11 protein-coding genes are annotated in these 13,806 nt (G+C 65.8%); all 11 read right to left on the reverse strand.

The features are described 5' to 3' along the window. Genes RB2654_RS07115 through RB2654_RS07165 form a run of 11 tightly spaced genes read right to left on the reverse strand, consistent with a single transcriptional unit; the run spans position 1 to position 13,718 of the window. A complete protein-coding gene (locus tag RB2654_RS07115) occupies positions 1-1,053 on the reverse strand; it encodes an aldo/keto reductase (RefSeq protein WP_202795873.1) in 1,053 nt (350 codons plus the stop codon). Between the two features lie 2 nt (positions 1,054-1,055). Next, the gene (locus RB2654_RS07120) at positions 1,056-1,400 is read right to left on the reverse strand and encodes a TIGR04076 family protein (RefSeq protein WP_008330019.1); all 345 of its coding nucleotides are present in this window, start codon (positions 1,398-1,400) and stop codon (positions 1,056-1,058) included. Beyond that, complete coding sequence (locus tag RB2654_RS07125; RefSeq protein ID WP_148912478.1) at positions 1,397-3,046, reverse strand: hydantoinase B/oxoprolinase family protein; 1,650 nt, start codon at positions 3,044-3,046, stop codon at positions 1,397-1,399. The genes RB2654_RS07120 and RB2654_RS07125 overlap by 4 nt, the downstream gene beginning before the upstream one ends. Further along, positions 3,039-4,706, reverse strand: a complete 1,668-nt coding sequence (locus RB2654_RS07130; protein ID WP_008330021.1) for a hydantoinase B/oxoprolinase family protein — start codon at positions 4,704-4,706, stop codon at positions 3,039-3,041. The genes RB2654_RS07125 and RB2654_RS07130 overlap by 8 nt, the downstream gene beginning before the upstream one ends. Further along, positions 4,703-6,757: a hydantoinase/oxoprolinase family protein gene (locus RB2654_RS07135; RefSeq protein ID WP_008330022.1), complete on the reverse strand. Its 2,055-nt coding sequence runs from the start codon at positions 6,755-6,757 to the stop codon at positions 4,703-4,705. The genes RB2654_RS07130 and RB2654_RS07135 overlap by 4 nt, the downstream gene beginning before the upstream one ends. Next, positions 6,754-8,349, reverse strand: coding sequence for a nickel ABC transporter ATP-binding protein NikE (gene nikE, locus RB2654_RS07140; protein WP_008330024.1), 1,596 nt, complete (start codon positions 8,347-8,349; stop codon positions 6,754-6,756). Before nikE ends, RB2654_RS07135 begins: the two co-directional genes overlap by 4 nt. Further along, entirely contained in the window at positions 8,346-9,182 is an 837-nt protein-coding gene (locus RB2654_RS07145) for an ABC transporter permease (protein ID WP_008330025.1), read from the reverse strand. The genes nikE and RB2654_RS07145 overlap by 4 nt, the downstream gene beginning before the upstream one ends. Then, the gene (locus tag RB2654_RS07150) at positions 9,179-10,189 is read right to left on the reverse strand and encodes an ABC transporter permease (RefSeq protein ID WP_008330026.1); all 1,011 of its coding nucleotides are present in this window, start codon (positions 10,187-10,189) and stop codon (positions 9,179-9,181) included. Before RB2654_RS07150 ends, RB2654_RS07145 begins: the two co-directional genes overlap by 4 nt. Before the next feature lie 9 nt (positions 10,190-10,198). Continuing rightward, complete coding sequence (locus RB2654_RS07155; protein ID WP_008330027.1) at positions 10,199-11,815, reverse strand: ABC transporter substrate-binding protein; 1,617 nt, start codon at positions 11,813-11,815, stop codon at positions 10,199-10,201. A gap of 56 nt (positions 11,816-11,871) precedes the next feature. Beyond that, positions 11,872-12,558 carry a GntR family transcriptional regulator gene (locus RB2654_RS07160; RefSeq protein ID WP_008330028.1) on the reverse strand — a complete coding sequence of 229 codons (687 nt, stop codon included), beginning with the start codon at positions 12,556-12,558 and terminating at the stop codon, positions 11,872-11,874. Further along, positions 12,558-13,718: a M14 family metallopeptidase gene (locus tag RB2654_RS07165; protein WP_008330029.1), complete on the reverse strand. Its 1,161-nt coding sequence runs from the start codon at positions 13,716-13,718 to the stop codon at positions 12,558-12,560. Before RB2654_RS07165 ends, RB2654_RS07160 begins: the two co-directional genes overlap by 1 nt. Between the last annotated feature and the right edge of the window lie 88 nt (positions 13,719-13,806).

A 13,806-nucleotide genomic window follows, 5' to 3' on the forward strand; every position in this document is an offset into this window, starting at 1 on the left:
TCAGGCCTCGTTCAGATTGTATTTCATGATCCGGCCATGGCGGCCGTCTCGGTCGCGCTCGACGTCGTAGACGTCGCCATCGACCACGTCGTGACGGTCGAGCTCGGCCTCGATCCGGGCGAGATCGTCGTCGTCGAGCGCGATGTCGAACACGCGCGCGTGGCGGCCGAGGTGGCCGTCATGGCGCACGCCCACGATGATCGCCGTCACTTGCGGCTCCAGCAGCATGGCGCGCATCGCGATGGAGGCGATGTCGGTGTCGTGCTTGTCCGCGATGTCGCGCAGCAGGCGCAGAAGCGACTGGAACACGTCCCACCCGCCGATGTCCTCGATGATGAGCTTGTATTTGGTGAGCGAACGGTTTTCGAGCGCCCCGGTCGGCTCGTCCACGCCAAGCCATTTGTCCGAAAGGAACCCGCCCGCGACGGTGCCGTAGCACAAGAGGTTGATGCCCTTGGCGGCACAGAAATCGACCATGCGTTTCCGCGGGCGGCGGTCGATCAACGAGTACTGAAGCTGGATCGAAGTCATGTCGAACCCGGCACCGTCCAGCGCGATCATGCAGTCCGTGTTGTAGTTCGTGGTGCCAAGCCGGTCGATCTTGCCCGCCGCCTGCATCTCGGACAGCCACGAGGCCACTTCGAGGTAACGCGGCACGTCCAGATCCCACCAATGAAACTGCACGAGATCGAGCCGCTCGGCATCCAGACGGCGAAGCGAGCGGTCGATGGTCGTCTCCACATCCGCCTTGCGAATGGTGGCGAGCTTGTCGAGGTCCGGCACGCATTTGGTATGGACCTTGAGCCTGTCCAGCAGGTCGGTCCGCCCGTTCGCCTTGGCATCACGGCGGAACGCGCCGATCAGGTCTTCGACACCGGTATAGATGTCGGCGCAATCGAAGGCGGTGATCCTGGCGTCCATGTAGGCATACATCTCGCGCACGGCCTGCGCCTCGTCGATCCTTCCGTGGCCGCCTGCCAGATGCCAGCCGCCCTTGATGAGGCGGCTGATCGAATATCCATCGCCCATCTCGGCGCGTTCCATGTCACTCATGTTCACTCCTCGGTCTCGGTCAGCGGCACGGCGGTCGTCGCGGCATGGCTGAATGTGCGTTTTCCGATCCGGGTGATGCGCAGCCGGGTCGGGCAATTCGGGTCGGGACAGGCACAGGCGGCATCCGTGCTCATCCAGTCGTTCGGGTGGGTTTCGCGTTGCTTGGCGGCGAGCAGCGGCAGGACGGCGGACAGGGAGTAGATCGAGAACCCCTGTCCCTCGGGCAGATGCAGCATCTCGCCGCGCAGTTCGAAATAGTCGCCTTCCTGCCCGCAATAGATTTGGCCGGGGCCGGAGCGGACGACTTCGACGCGCAGGTCGTAAAGTTCGAATGTATCGTCTGTCATACGGTCTCCTCCGTCAGTCCGTCGGCACGGTCGGCAGCGTCGGCTTCCGGGTCGCGCCGGGCGGCATCGCCATAACCCGCGCCCCCCGCCGTCTCGACCCGCACCCGGTCGCCGGGTTCGACGCGCGTGCGCCATGTGCCGATGCGCCTCTCGCGGTCCGTGCCGGGGAAATAGGTGAAACGGGTCGGCTCCGGCTCGCCCCCGCCATTCAGGCCCCAGGGCCGAGTCAGCGTCTTTTTGGCAATCGACAGGAATTCGCCCGGCGCGGTGAAGGTGATGTCGCGGGTGATCCCCGGCCCGCCACGATACTCGCCGTCGCCAAAGCTGCGCGCACGCAGTTCCAGCCGTTCGACGCGCATCGCTGTGCGCGTCTCCATGATCTCGACAGGCGTGTTGCGCACGACGGTCTGGGTCAGGTGGCTGCCCGCCACCTTGCCGTCATGGGTCGCCGTCGCGCCCCAGCCGACGCCTTCGTTGTTGGACAGCGCGAACGGCTGGCCGGTGTCCGGGTGCGTGCCGATCATCATGAACCCCGGCACGTCGCCGCCAGAGGACGCCTGAACGCGGTCCGGCATCCCCTTGGCAAGCGCGGCGTAGATCAGTTCCAGCGCGATTAGCCCGGTCCACTGGGTATAGGTCGGCGCGGGGTATTCGGCGTGAAAGATCGTGCCCGGTTCCGCGATCACATCGAGCGGGCGCATGTGGCCCGCGTTGGTGGGCATTCCCGGCGAGGTCAGCGCCTTGAACGCCACCTTGGCCGTGGCCATCGTGGACCCGAGCGGCAGGTTCACGGGGCCTTTGGCGGTCGGCGCGGAGCCGGAGAAATCCATGGTCATGCGACCGTTCCGGTGCGTGACGCGAACCTTCATCAGGATCGGGTCGTCGGTGATCCCGTCGCCCTCCATCCAGTCCTCAGCCTCCCACTCACCTTCCGGCAGATCGGCAAGCGCCCGGCGCGCCACGTCTTCGCCATAGGCGATGAGTTTGGCGATCCCGGCCTCGACCCGGTCCACGCCGAAGTTGCCCACCAGTGCGACGAGCCGCCGCTCGCCCACCTTCAACGCGCCAAGCTGCGCCTCGATATCGCCCATAAGCACGTCCGGCATCCGGCTGTTGAAGCGGATCAGCTCGAACAATTCCCGGTCGGGCACGCCGCCCTTGACCAGTTTCAGCCCCGGAAGGATCAGCCCCTCCTGATGCATGTCCGTCGAGTCGAGCACGTAGCCCGCGTCCTTGGCCCCCATGTCGATCCAGTGCGCCCGCACGCAAAGATAGGCGAAGGGCGCATCGCGCCCCGGCACGAAGACCGGCGCGATCAGGCTGACGTCCGAGACGTGGGCGGCGTTCCAGTAAGGATAATTCGCGACCACGACGTCGCCGGGGTTCAGCGTGTCCGCGCCGACGTGGCGGATCACGGTCGGCACGGCGAAATCGTTGGCACCAAGGAACCGCGCCAGCCCCGGCGCTTCCGCGATCAGGTCGAGGTTCGCGTCATAGACGCTGATCCCGAAGTCGAGCACCTCGTAGATCACCGGGGAGAACGCGGTGCGCTTGAGCGTCGTGCGCATCTCCTCGGCGACCGAGCCAAGGCGGGCGCGCAGGATTTCCACCTCGGCCCCGTCGATATCGCGGGCGGGATCAGGCATCCGGCTCATACCCATAGTCACGCTTGGCCGCTGCAAGGGTCACGTAGCCCTCGGCAATGTCTGCCGCGATGGCCTCGCGGGAACGTCCAGCAGGGTCGCCATGACCGCCGCCGCCCGCCGACATGACCCGGATACGGTCGCCCGCCTTGACCGGCGTGCGTTGGGTGGACACGTCGCGTTCGCGGTCGGTGCCGGGGAACAGCGTCACGCGGTTCGCCGCAGGCTGCACCCCGCCATTCAGCGCCCATGGCGGGCTTTTCGTCTTTTTCACAACGGTCAGGAATTCGCCGTCATCCAGGAACCGGATCACCCGTGTCACGCCAGCGCCGCCGCGATGCGTCCCCGCCCCGCCGCTGTCGGGGGTCAGTTCCACCCGCTCCATGAGCATGGTTGTCTTGGTCTCCATCACCTCGAGCGGGGTGGTGCGCACGATGGCCTCGGACAGGTGCAAAAGCCCGCTTGCCCCGTCGTGATCTGGACTTGCGCCCCAACCGCAGGCTTCGTTGTTCGAGATCGCGAACATCTGGCCCGTGTCCGGGTGCGTGCCGATCATCATGAAGCCGGGCACGTCGCCGCCGGACGAGGCGGCCAGCCGATCCGGGATCGCCTTGGCAATGGCCTTGAACACAAGCTCCAGCGCGACGATCCCGGTCCAGAGCGTATAGGTCGGCGCGGGGTATTTCGCGTGGAACAGCGTGCCTTCCTCGGCCTTGACCTTGAGCGCGCGCATCTGGCCCGCGTTCGAGACGTGGTGCGGCGTGGTCAGCGATTTGAACACCGTCTTGCAGATCGCCTGCGTCGCGCCGAAAGGCATGTTGATCGGCCCCTTGGCCGCACCCGACGAGCCATCGAAGTCGATCGTAAAGTCGTCGTCGGTGATCGTGACCGTGACCTTCATCGGCACCGGATTGTCCCCGATCCCGTCGTCGTCCAGAATGTCCTCGGCGCTCCAGCTTCCCTTTGGCAGCGATTTCAGCGCCTCCGCCGTCATCGTCTCGCCGTGGGTCTGGATCGCGGCAATCGCGGCTTCCAGATCGGCGCGCCCGAATTTCTTGAGGATCTCGTGCAGCCGCCGCTCGCCCGTGCGCAGCGCTGCAACCTGAGCGTTCAGGTCGCCCAGCACGTGCTCGGGCATCCGGCTGTTGAACTTGATAAGCTCGATGATCTCCTGCACGGGCTTGCCGTCCGAGAAGACCTTGGTGCCGGGGAACACCAGCCCCTCCTGGTGCATGTCGGTGGAATCCAGCACGTATCCGGGGTCTTTTGCCCCAAGGTCCATCCAGTGCGCCCGGATCAGCATGACGGAAAACAGCTTGCCATGCTCGTCGAACACTGGGGCCATGAGCGTTGCATCCGCCGCGTGCGCCCCGTTCCAGTAGGGGTAGTTCGAGATCAGGACATCGCCCTCTTTCAGGTTCTCGCGCCCGTAGTAGTCCAGCACCCGGCGAACCGCGTAATCGTTCGCGCCAAGGAAGAACGTCAGCCCCGGCGCTTCCGCGATCAGGTCGAGCTTGTCGTCATAGACACTGATCCCGAAGTCCAGCACCTCGTAGATCACCGGGTTGAAGCTGGTGCGCACAAGCGTGGCCTTCATCTCGTTCGCCGCAGCCGAAAGGTAGCTCTGGACGATCTCGGTGAAAGCGCCGTCTACCGTGGTCATGCCGCGTCTCCTTCCTGCGTGATGACGAGGTGGCCGTAGGCGTTCACCTCGACCGCCTGATCCGAGTGGATGACGGTGACGGAGGTGCCTTCGTCCACCAGCGCGGGGCCGTGGAAGGCCGCGAAGGCCGGGAGCGTGTCGCGCGCGTAGACCGCGAAATCGACCATTTCGCGCCGGGCGAAGCAGTAGGCCGGGCGCGTGGCGGTCGGGGCGGGCATCGCGGGGGACGTCGCGGGCGCGTCGGCCTTGACCATCGTCGGCTTGCGGGTCCGCCCGATCCCGCGCACGCGGGTCGTCAGCACCTGCACCGGGCTTTCCATCGCGTGACCGTAGAGTGCGCGGTGGGCGTCCGCGAAACGGGCGGTCAGGTCGGCCTCGTCCAGCGTGGCCCCGACCGTGAGGGTCAGCGCGTGTTCTTGGCCCAGATAGCGAAGCTCCAGTTGACGCTCCATCAGCGCGTCGCCCGCGCCCACGCCCTGCGCTTCGAGCGAGGCTGCGGCTTCCGCCTCCATCTGCGCGAACTTATCGGCAACGGTGGACAGGTCGCCCTGCCCCAGCACGGTCAGGTCGGTCTGGGCGAAATCGTCGACAATGTCGGCCCCCAGCATCCCCCAGGCCGAGAAGCCCGAGGGCAGCAACGGCACGATGCATTCGGCCAACCCCATCTCACGCGCGACGAGCGGCGCGATGAGCGGGCCAGCGCCGCCGAAGGCCAGCAGCGAGAAATCGGCGGGGTCGCGGCCCCGTTCCACGGTCAACTGCCGCACGGCCCCGATGTTCTTGGCGACCATCACGTCATAGATCCGCGCGGCGGCCTGCGTTGCGTCCAGCCCCAGCGGCCCGGCGATCTGCGCTTCGATGCCCTCACGCGCGCCGTCCGCGTCAAGGGTCATGCGGCCACCCAGAAAGCTTTCGGGGTCCATATAGCCCAGCACCAGCGCCGCGTCGGTCACAGTCGGCTCGGTCCCGCCGCGCCGGTAGCAGATCGGCCCCGGAACGGCGGAGGCGGACCGCGGCCCGACCTTGAGCAGCCCAGCCTCCATCGCAGCGATTGACCCGCCGCCCGCACCGATTGTGCGGATGTCATAGGTCGGAATGAGGAGCGGCAGGTTCTCAAGCGCGGCCTCATGCGCGATCTGCGGCACCGCGCCTTCGATCAGGCACACGTCGAGCGACGTGCCGCCCACGTCGAAGGTCACGAGGTCGGGCCGCTCAAGGATTTCCGCGATCAGCGCGCCGCCGACCAGCCCGCCCGCCGGGCCGGACAGCACCGTCTGCGTGGGCGAGGTCTTGGCGGCCTGCGCCGACATCGCCCCGCCGCCGGAACGCATGATCGCGAACCGACCTTCGAAGTCGCGGGTGCTCAGCGCCGCGCGCAGCTCGTCGATGTAGCGTTCGAAAATCGGGCGGATGTAGGCGTCGAGCACGGTTGTGGACGTGCGCTCATATTCGCGGTGCTCGCGGGTGATGTCGGACGAGACCGAGACTTTCACCTGCGGATACATCGCCCGGATGATTTCGGCGGACCGCTGTTCATGCGCCGGGTTGCGGAAGGAAAAGAGATAGGCGACCGCGATGGCCTCGACCCCGTGATCCTGGACCAGAAGCCGCGCGGCTTCGCGCACGCCATCCTCGTCCAATGGCGTAATCTCGCGCCCCTTGTAGTCGAGCCGCCCGACGACACCGGCAATCCGGCGACGGGGGACAAGGCTTTCGGGCCGCTGGTATTGGAAGTCATACATATGGGCGTCCGGCACGTTGCCCCGGCCCACGAGGAAGATGTCGCGGAACCCGTCGTTCGTGATGATCCCGGTCTTGGCCCCGCGCCGCTCCAACACGGCGTTCAGGCCCAGCGTGGTGCCGTGGATGAACATCGACACGTCCGACAGGCTTTCGCGCAGGCGGCCAACGGCGTCCAGCACGCCCTCGGCAGGGGCGGCGGGCGTGGTCGGCGCCTTCTCGAAGCGGAAGGCACCCGTGGCCATGTCCAGTTCGACCGCGTCCACGAAGGTGCCGCCAATGTCGACGGCGATCCGGTAGTCAGTGCTCATGCGTCTTCCTTTGGTCTATCGGCAAGATGCGGCGCGGCGTCCAGCAGCGCCCGCGTCTTGGGGGATTTCGGATCGGTGAAAATCTGTTCGGTCGGGCCGTCCTCGACGATGCGTCCGGCGTCGACCACGACCACCCGGTCGCAAAGCGCGCGCACGGTGGCGAGGTCATGGGACACCATCACATAGGCCCGGTCGCGCCGTTCGGTCAGACGGCGGATCAACGTCAGGATCTGAGCCTGCACGGTGACGTCCAGCGCCGATGTCGGTTCGTCCAGCACCACGAGGTCCGGGTCGATGGCGAGCGCACGGGCCAGACCTACGCGCTGCGCCTGCCCCCCGGATAATTCGTGCGGCAGGCGGGTGCGGAAGGACGGGTCCAAACCCACTTCCGTCAGGGCGCGGTCGATCAGCGCCGACCGCCGCATGGCGTCGCGTTCGACAAGGCGCAGAGGGTCGGAGACGATATCCTCGACACTCATGCGCGGATTGAGCGCATCCAGCGGGTCTTGACAGACCATCTGCATATGCCGGCGCAGGCCACGTTTCCGCCCGAAGGACAGCCGCGCGATGTCGGTGCCGCGAAAATCGACGCGGCCCGTAGTCGGCTTCAGCATTCCCATGATGGTGCGCGATAGGGTGGATTTGCCCGAGCCGCTCTCACCCACGATAGCGATGGTGTCGCCCTTGCGGATTTCAAGGTTCACACCAGCCAGCGCCGGTTTGCGATTGCGCCCGAACCGGCCCTGATAGGTCACGCCGACTTCGGACAGAACCATCAGGGTTTCGCCGCGCTTTTCGTCCGTCACGGCACGTTTCCGGCGGATGTCCGGCACCGCGTCGATCAGGCGGCGAGTGTAGTTGCTTTTCGGAGCGTGGATCACCGTCTGCGTGGGACCATCCTCGACGATCCGGCCCGCTTCGATGACGATCAGCCGGTCGCAGACTTTCGACAGCGCCGCGATGTCGTGGGAGATGATGAGAACCCCGCGTCCATCCCGCGCCTGCGCTGCGATCAGGTCGAGGATTTCTCCGGTCAGGGTGACGTCCAGCCCCGTGGTCGGCTCGTCCGCGATCAGCACGCGCGGCGAACAGGCGAGCGCAAGCGCGATCATCACGCGCTGGCACATGCCGCCCGACAGTTCGTGCGGGAAGCGGTCGATCTGGCGCTCAGGCTCGCGCAGACCGACAGCCTTGAACGCCTCGACCGCTCGGGCGCGCAGGTCGCCGCCGGGGGCATGGGCGCGAAAGCGGTCGGCCATCTGCTTGCCCACGGTGCGCGTGGGGCTGAGGGCCGAGCGTGGGGATTGGAAGCAAAGCGCCACGTCGCCGCCGCGAAAGGCTTGCAAGGCCGCGCCGGTGAGCGTGGTCACGTCGCGCCCGTCCAGTTCGATCCCGCCGGTCATCCGCGCGGCCCCCGGCAGCATATGCGTCACCGCCCGCGCGATCATCGACTTGCCGCCGCCGCTTTCGCCGACGATGCCGACGACTTCGTTCTGCGCCAGCGACAGCGACACGCCGCGCAGCGCCTGCACTTCGGCATCGGCTGTCGGGATGGTCACGGCGAGGTCGCGGATATCCAGAAGCGTGTTCATCGTTTCACGCCCTGTTCCTGCAAGCCCTCGCCGACAAGGTTGAAGCCCAGCACGGTGATGAACAGGGCGATGCCCGGGAAGGTCGCGGTCCACCAGCGCCCGCCGACGATGTCCGCCGCGCCCGCCGAAATCATCGCGCCCCATTCCGCCCCCGGCACCGGGACGCCGAGGCCGACGAAGGACAGCGAGGCCAGCATCAGGATCGCCCAGCCACAGTTGAGCGGCGCGATGACGAGGATCGGGGTCAGCGCGTTCGGCAGGAGGTGCCGAAACAGCATCGAGATATGCGAATTGCCCGCCGCCTCGGCGGCTTCGACGAAGGTGCGGTTGCGCAGGGACAGCACCTCGGCCCGGATCAGGCGCGCATAGGGCGGCGCATTGATGAAGCCGATGGTCAGGATCAGGTTGATCATCGAATTGCCAAGGATCGCGGCGACGGCAAGGGCGAGGATGAACACGGGGAACGCCTGAAACATGTCGAGCACGCGCATTCCGACGTGATCGACCCAGCCGCCCGCATATCCGAAGATCAGGCCGACGAGCGTGCCGAGCGTCACGGCGATGGCGACGGCGGCGATCGCCACGCCAAGATCGATGCGCGCGCCGTGCAGGATTCGGCTCAGCACGTCCATGCCGTTCGCATCGGTGCCGAGCCAGTGACCGGGCATCGGACCTTCGAGGAAATACATCATGTCCATCTCCTCGGGCCCCCAGCCGGTGAGCCACGGGGCAAAGACGGCGGCGAACGCGACCAGCGTAAGGATCGTGAGACCCACGAGGACCATGGACGGCAGCCGGACGATCCGGCGCGGGAGGGCGAGGATCGCGCTCACATCTTCACCCGCGGATCGAGCGCGGCCTGAATGACATCGGCCAGCAGGAAGATGAGGACGTAGGTGGTCGCGGCGACGAGGACGAAGGCCTGAATGACCGGGTAGTCGCGCACCTGCATGCCGCGCAGCGCCCATTGCCCAAGCCCCTGCCACGAGAAGACGTATTCGATCAGGACGGACCCGCCCAGAAGGTTGCCGAAGACGATGGCCGACAGGGCGGGCAGCCGGGTCAGCGTCTGGCGCATCAGGTAGCGTTGGCGCAGAACGCGGGGGGCAAGCCCGTGGGCAGCGGCGCAGCGGTAATTGTCGCTCGCCAGCACCTCGAGCGCCGAGGCGCGGACAGAGCGCAGCAGCGGCGCGGTCACCGTGATCGCGAGCGTGGCGACCGGGAGCATCAGGTGATGCAGTGCCGACAGAAACGCCTTTCCGTTCCCGGCGATCAGCGTGTCGATCAGGATAAAGCCTGTGTGCGTAGGGACGGCGAGGTCCATATCTACGCGGCCCGACGGCGGCGGGGCGACGTGCAGCCCTTGGTAGAAGAGCAGAATGAGCATGAGGCCGAGCCAGAACTCCGGCACCGAGTTGCCAAAGAGCGCGGCGAACCGCAGCACCTTGTCAGGCAGTTTGTGCCAGTGCCGTGCCGCCGCCACGCCGCCGATCACGGCGAGCACCAGCGCCACGGCCATGGAGTAGATCAGAAGCTCAAGCGTAAGCGGGATGCGCTGCGCCAGATCGGCGGAGATCGAGCGGTTCGTGGTGATCGACGTCCCGAAATCCCCCGTCAGCGCGCCGCCGACGTAGCTCAGATACTGCGTCAGGATCGGCTGGTCCAAACCCAGCCGTTCACGCGCCGCCGCAATGTCCGCCTCGGTCGCCGTTTCGGGGACGATCAGAAGCACCGGATCGCCCGGGAGCAGGCGGATCAGGAAAAAGGCGATCAGACTGACCCCGATGAGAACCGGGATCAGCAACAGAAGCCTTTTCAGGACGTAAGCGGCGACGCGCATGGGTCTGGATCAGGCCGTCAGGTAACGCAGGCGGAACAGACCATCGACGGGCTGCACCCAGCCTTCGACGCCTTCCGTCACCGGCAGCATGAAGTTCGGCTGCGCCAACACCAGCCACGGCACGTCTTCGGCCAGAACCGATTGCACTTCGTCGATGATGCCCATCCGCGTTTCTTCGTCCAGAACACCGGCCAGCGAGCCGAGCAGTTCGGCAATTCTCTCGCTGTTGTAGTTGGCGTAGTTGAGGAAGCCCGTCGGGCTGAGCGCCGTGGCCCCGAGGTATTCGAAGTCATTGACCCAGAACTGTCCTGCGGCGACCTGAAGCGGCGCGGATTTCTCCTGACGACGGGTCTGCATGGTGGCCGGATCGACGTTTTCGATGTTCAGCGTGACGCCGACCTGACCGAAGGCGTTCTGAAGCAGGACTGCGATCCGCTCGGCTTCGGTGTCGCCGGACACGATGACGATCGAGGTTTCGAACCCGTCCGGAAAGCCCGCTTCGGCCAGCTCGGATTTGGCGGCCTCGAAATCGGTGTCGAAGGGGTAGCCCGCCTCCGAATAACCCGGCATTTCCAGCGGCAGAACGCTTTTCACGCGGCGCGCCTCGTCGAAATAGACCGACTTGATGAGCGCATCATAAGGCACCGCCTTGGCCATCGCCTTGCGCACCGCCGGATTGTCGAAGGGCGTGATGGTGGTGTTCATCGGCACGAAGACAAGCTGGTTGTTCGGGGCCGACAGCAGCTTGACGCCCTCGGCTTCGGACATGTCCATCACGTCGCGCAGCGGCAGCGCGAGCGCCACGTCCACGTCGCCGTTCTGGAGCAGAAGACGGCGGTTGGCGGCGGACGGGATGACCTGCAACCGGATGGTCTTCACGCCCGGTGCTTCGCCGGGGAATTCCGGGTTGGCCTCGAGCACGATTTCCTCGCCCGGACGATATTCGGTCACGTTGTAGGCGCCGCCGTCGATCGGGTTCACGTTGGCCCATTCCTTGGCCCACGGGTCTTCGTCCGTCGCATGGGATTTCAGAAGCTCGCTGTCGTAGACGTAAAGCGAGATGATCTGAATCTGCGTCGACATGGCCGAGGCGGTGCCTTGGGTGAACTCGACGGTGTAGTCGTCGACGACTTTCACCTGATCCGGCTCGGTCAGACCGAGAATGCGGTAGATACCGGCGACGTTGGCCTGTGCGGCGAAGGCGCGGTCCTTGGACCATTTCACATCCGCGGCGGTCAGTTCGTTGCCCGAGGGGAACTTGATCCCCTGCTTGAGTTTGAGCGTCCAGACCGTCCCGTCTTCGTTCGGCTCGAAGCTTTCGGCATAAAGCGGCAGAACGCCTTCGGTTTCAAAGACCTGCCCCCCTTCCAGATCCATGACCGGGTAGTCGATCATGTAGGGATAGGTGTTCTTCATCACGGCGAGGCCGATGGTGTCGAAGGCGAGAAAATCCTGGTCCCAACCGCCGAGGTCGGCCGGAATCGCGACCGTCAGCGTATCGGCGCCTTGCGCGAAGGCACGGCCCGCGGGCAGCGTCAGGACGAGCCCCACCCCTGCCCCGAGTTGAAGGAAGGTGCGCCGGTTCAGGCCGCCGGGCGCCGAAGTGTCGTGTCGTGTCTCAGTCATGTCAGTTTACCTCTCTGGGTGAAAAGAATGTCGCCTTGGGGCGATCTGTTATTGCTCTACCCCCCGCTCCCGGTGTCACCGAGACCATGGGTCAATAGGAGGTCCATCGCCTGCCCGATGTCGGCGACGATCGCCGCTTCAGCGGCGTCCGCGTCGCGGGCGCGAAGGGCCTCGACGATTTCGCGATGATACTTGTCACCCGCCCCGATCTTGCCGCCCGCCAGTTGCCCGGCACGTGGCAGATAGGGACCGAACTGAAGCCAGAGGCTCCCGATCAGGGGCAGCAGCACCTGACTTTGCGAGGCCGCATAGATGGCGAAATGGAACCGCTGGTTTCTGGACGCATCGGGCGATCCGGCCCCGTCCGAGGTTTCCGCCAGAATGGCTTCGATCTGGGCGAGTTCGTGGGGTTTCCAGCGTTCGGCGGCCAGACGCGCGGCGAGTCCTTCGACACCTTCCCGAATGGTTTTCAGATCATGCAGTTTGGCGTGGTTGAGCCGTGGGACGGCCACGGAGCGGTTTCCGTTGGCGACCTCGAGCGCGCGTTCGGCGACAAGCTGGCGCAGGGCGTCGCGCACCGGCATCGGGCTGACGTCCAGTTGCTCGGCCAGCTTGCGGTGCGTCAGGATTTCGCCCGGCGCAAGTTCGCCCCGCATCAGGCGGGTTCTGAGGTCACGGACGATCCGTTCGTTGACCGGCCCCGGACCGGATAGTTTGGCCTCGGATGTCGTCTGATCGTCCATCACCGCAACCTCCGCCTGACGGCATCTATGGCATCGAGCATCGACCGCCCCAGATCGGCACTTCGCGCCGGGCTCCAACCCATTTCCGGGTCGGAGTCGCGATGGGTGTCCTTGAACGGCATTTCCAGAAGGATCGACAGGCAGTCGAATTCCTCGGCAATCGCGTTCCACGCCATGCGCAGATCGGCGGTTTCCGGTGCGCCGCCCGGATAAGGGTCATCCATGCTGTAAGCCGGGCAGGACCGCTCCAATGCCTGTCCGAAGTCATTGAACAGCGTATCGAGACGCGACGAGCGCGACGGAATCTCAAGGGGACCGCCGAGGAAGACATAGGGCAATTCTTCATCCCCATGGGCATCAAGGCAGAAATCCACCCCCTCCGCACGCATCCGGGTCAGGATCATCGCGACCTCGGGCGCGGTTTCGGGATCGGTCCCGTCCCACGCCCGGTTCAGGTTCATGCCGCGCGCGTTCAGCCGGGTGTTGCCCATGGCGCATCCGTCCGGATTGACGGTCGGCACGACGAAGATGTCGAGGGCGTCGCACAGTGCGCGGCCCAAAGCGTCGGACGGGTCCAGAAGCCGGGCAAGCAGCCCTTCGACGAAGAAGCCCGCCATCGTTTCCGAGGGATGCTGGCGGCCCATGATCCAGACCTTCGGCTTGCCCGGCCCCGGCGTTCCGATCCGAAGCAGGTCGAGATCGCGGCCCTGCGGCGTCACCCCAAGGCGTTCGAGCCGACATCGCCCATCCGAGACCGCAGCCGCGATCATCGCGTCGTGTCGGTCCATCGGGAATGGCGGGTAATAGGCGACCCAGACCGTATCCGCGACGGCGGGGGTCTTGATGGTAAAGACGCCGTCCGCGTAGTCCGCATCGCATCGGGTCCAGTCGCGCCGGTTCGCGGAGACGAAAGGCCGATACCCGGTCCAGCAGTCCGGCACCTCGTCCCGCCCAGCAAGGCGCGACAAGTCCGATGCGTTCTCGATCACGACCCGAAGCTCACGCCCGGCTGCGCCCGATATGCGGAAATAGAACCAGTTCATGTCCCGCCCGGCCGCATCGGCGCGCAGACGGATGCGTAGGGTCTCGCCGCTCACGCTGACGGGAAGCGCGCTGCCGCCCTCGAAACCCGTGGAAAGTGTGAGCGTTCCCTGTGACATGATTCCCCAAACTGCGATCTCATTTTATGTAATGCGATCACGGTTTGATGCGTCAAACGGTTTTTCCCCTCCGTCACCGGGGGAATGC

It is taken from the genome of Maritimibacter alkaliphilus HTCC2654 (assembly GCF_000152805.1).
GTDB classification, from domain to species: domain Bacteria; phylum Pseudomonadota; class Alphaproteobacteria; order Rhodobacterales; family Rhodobacteraceae; genus Maritimibacter; species Maritimibacter alkaliphilus.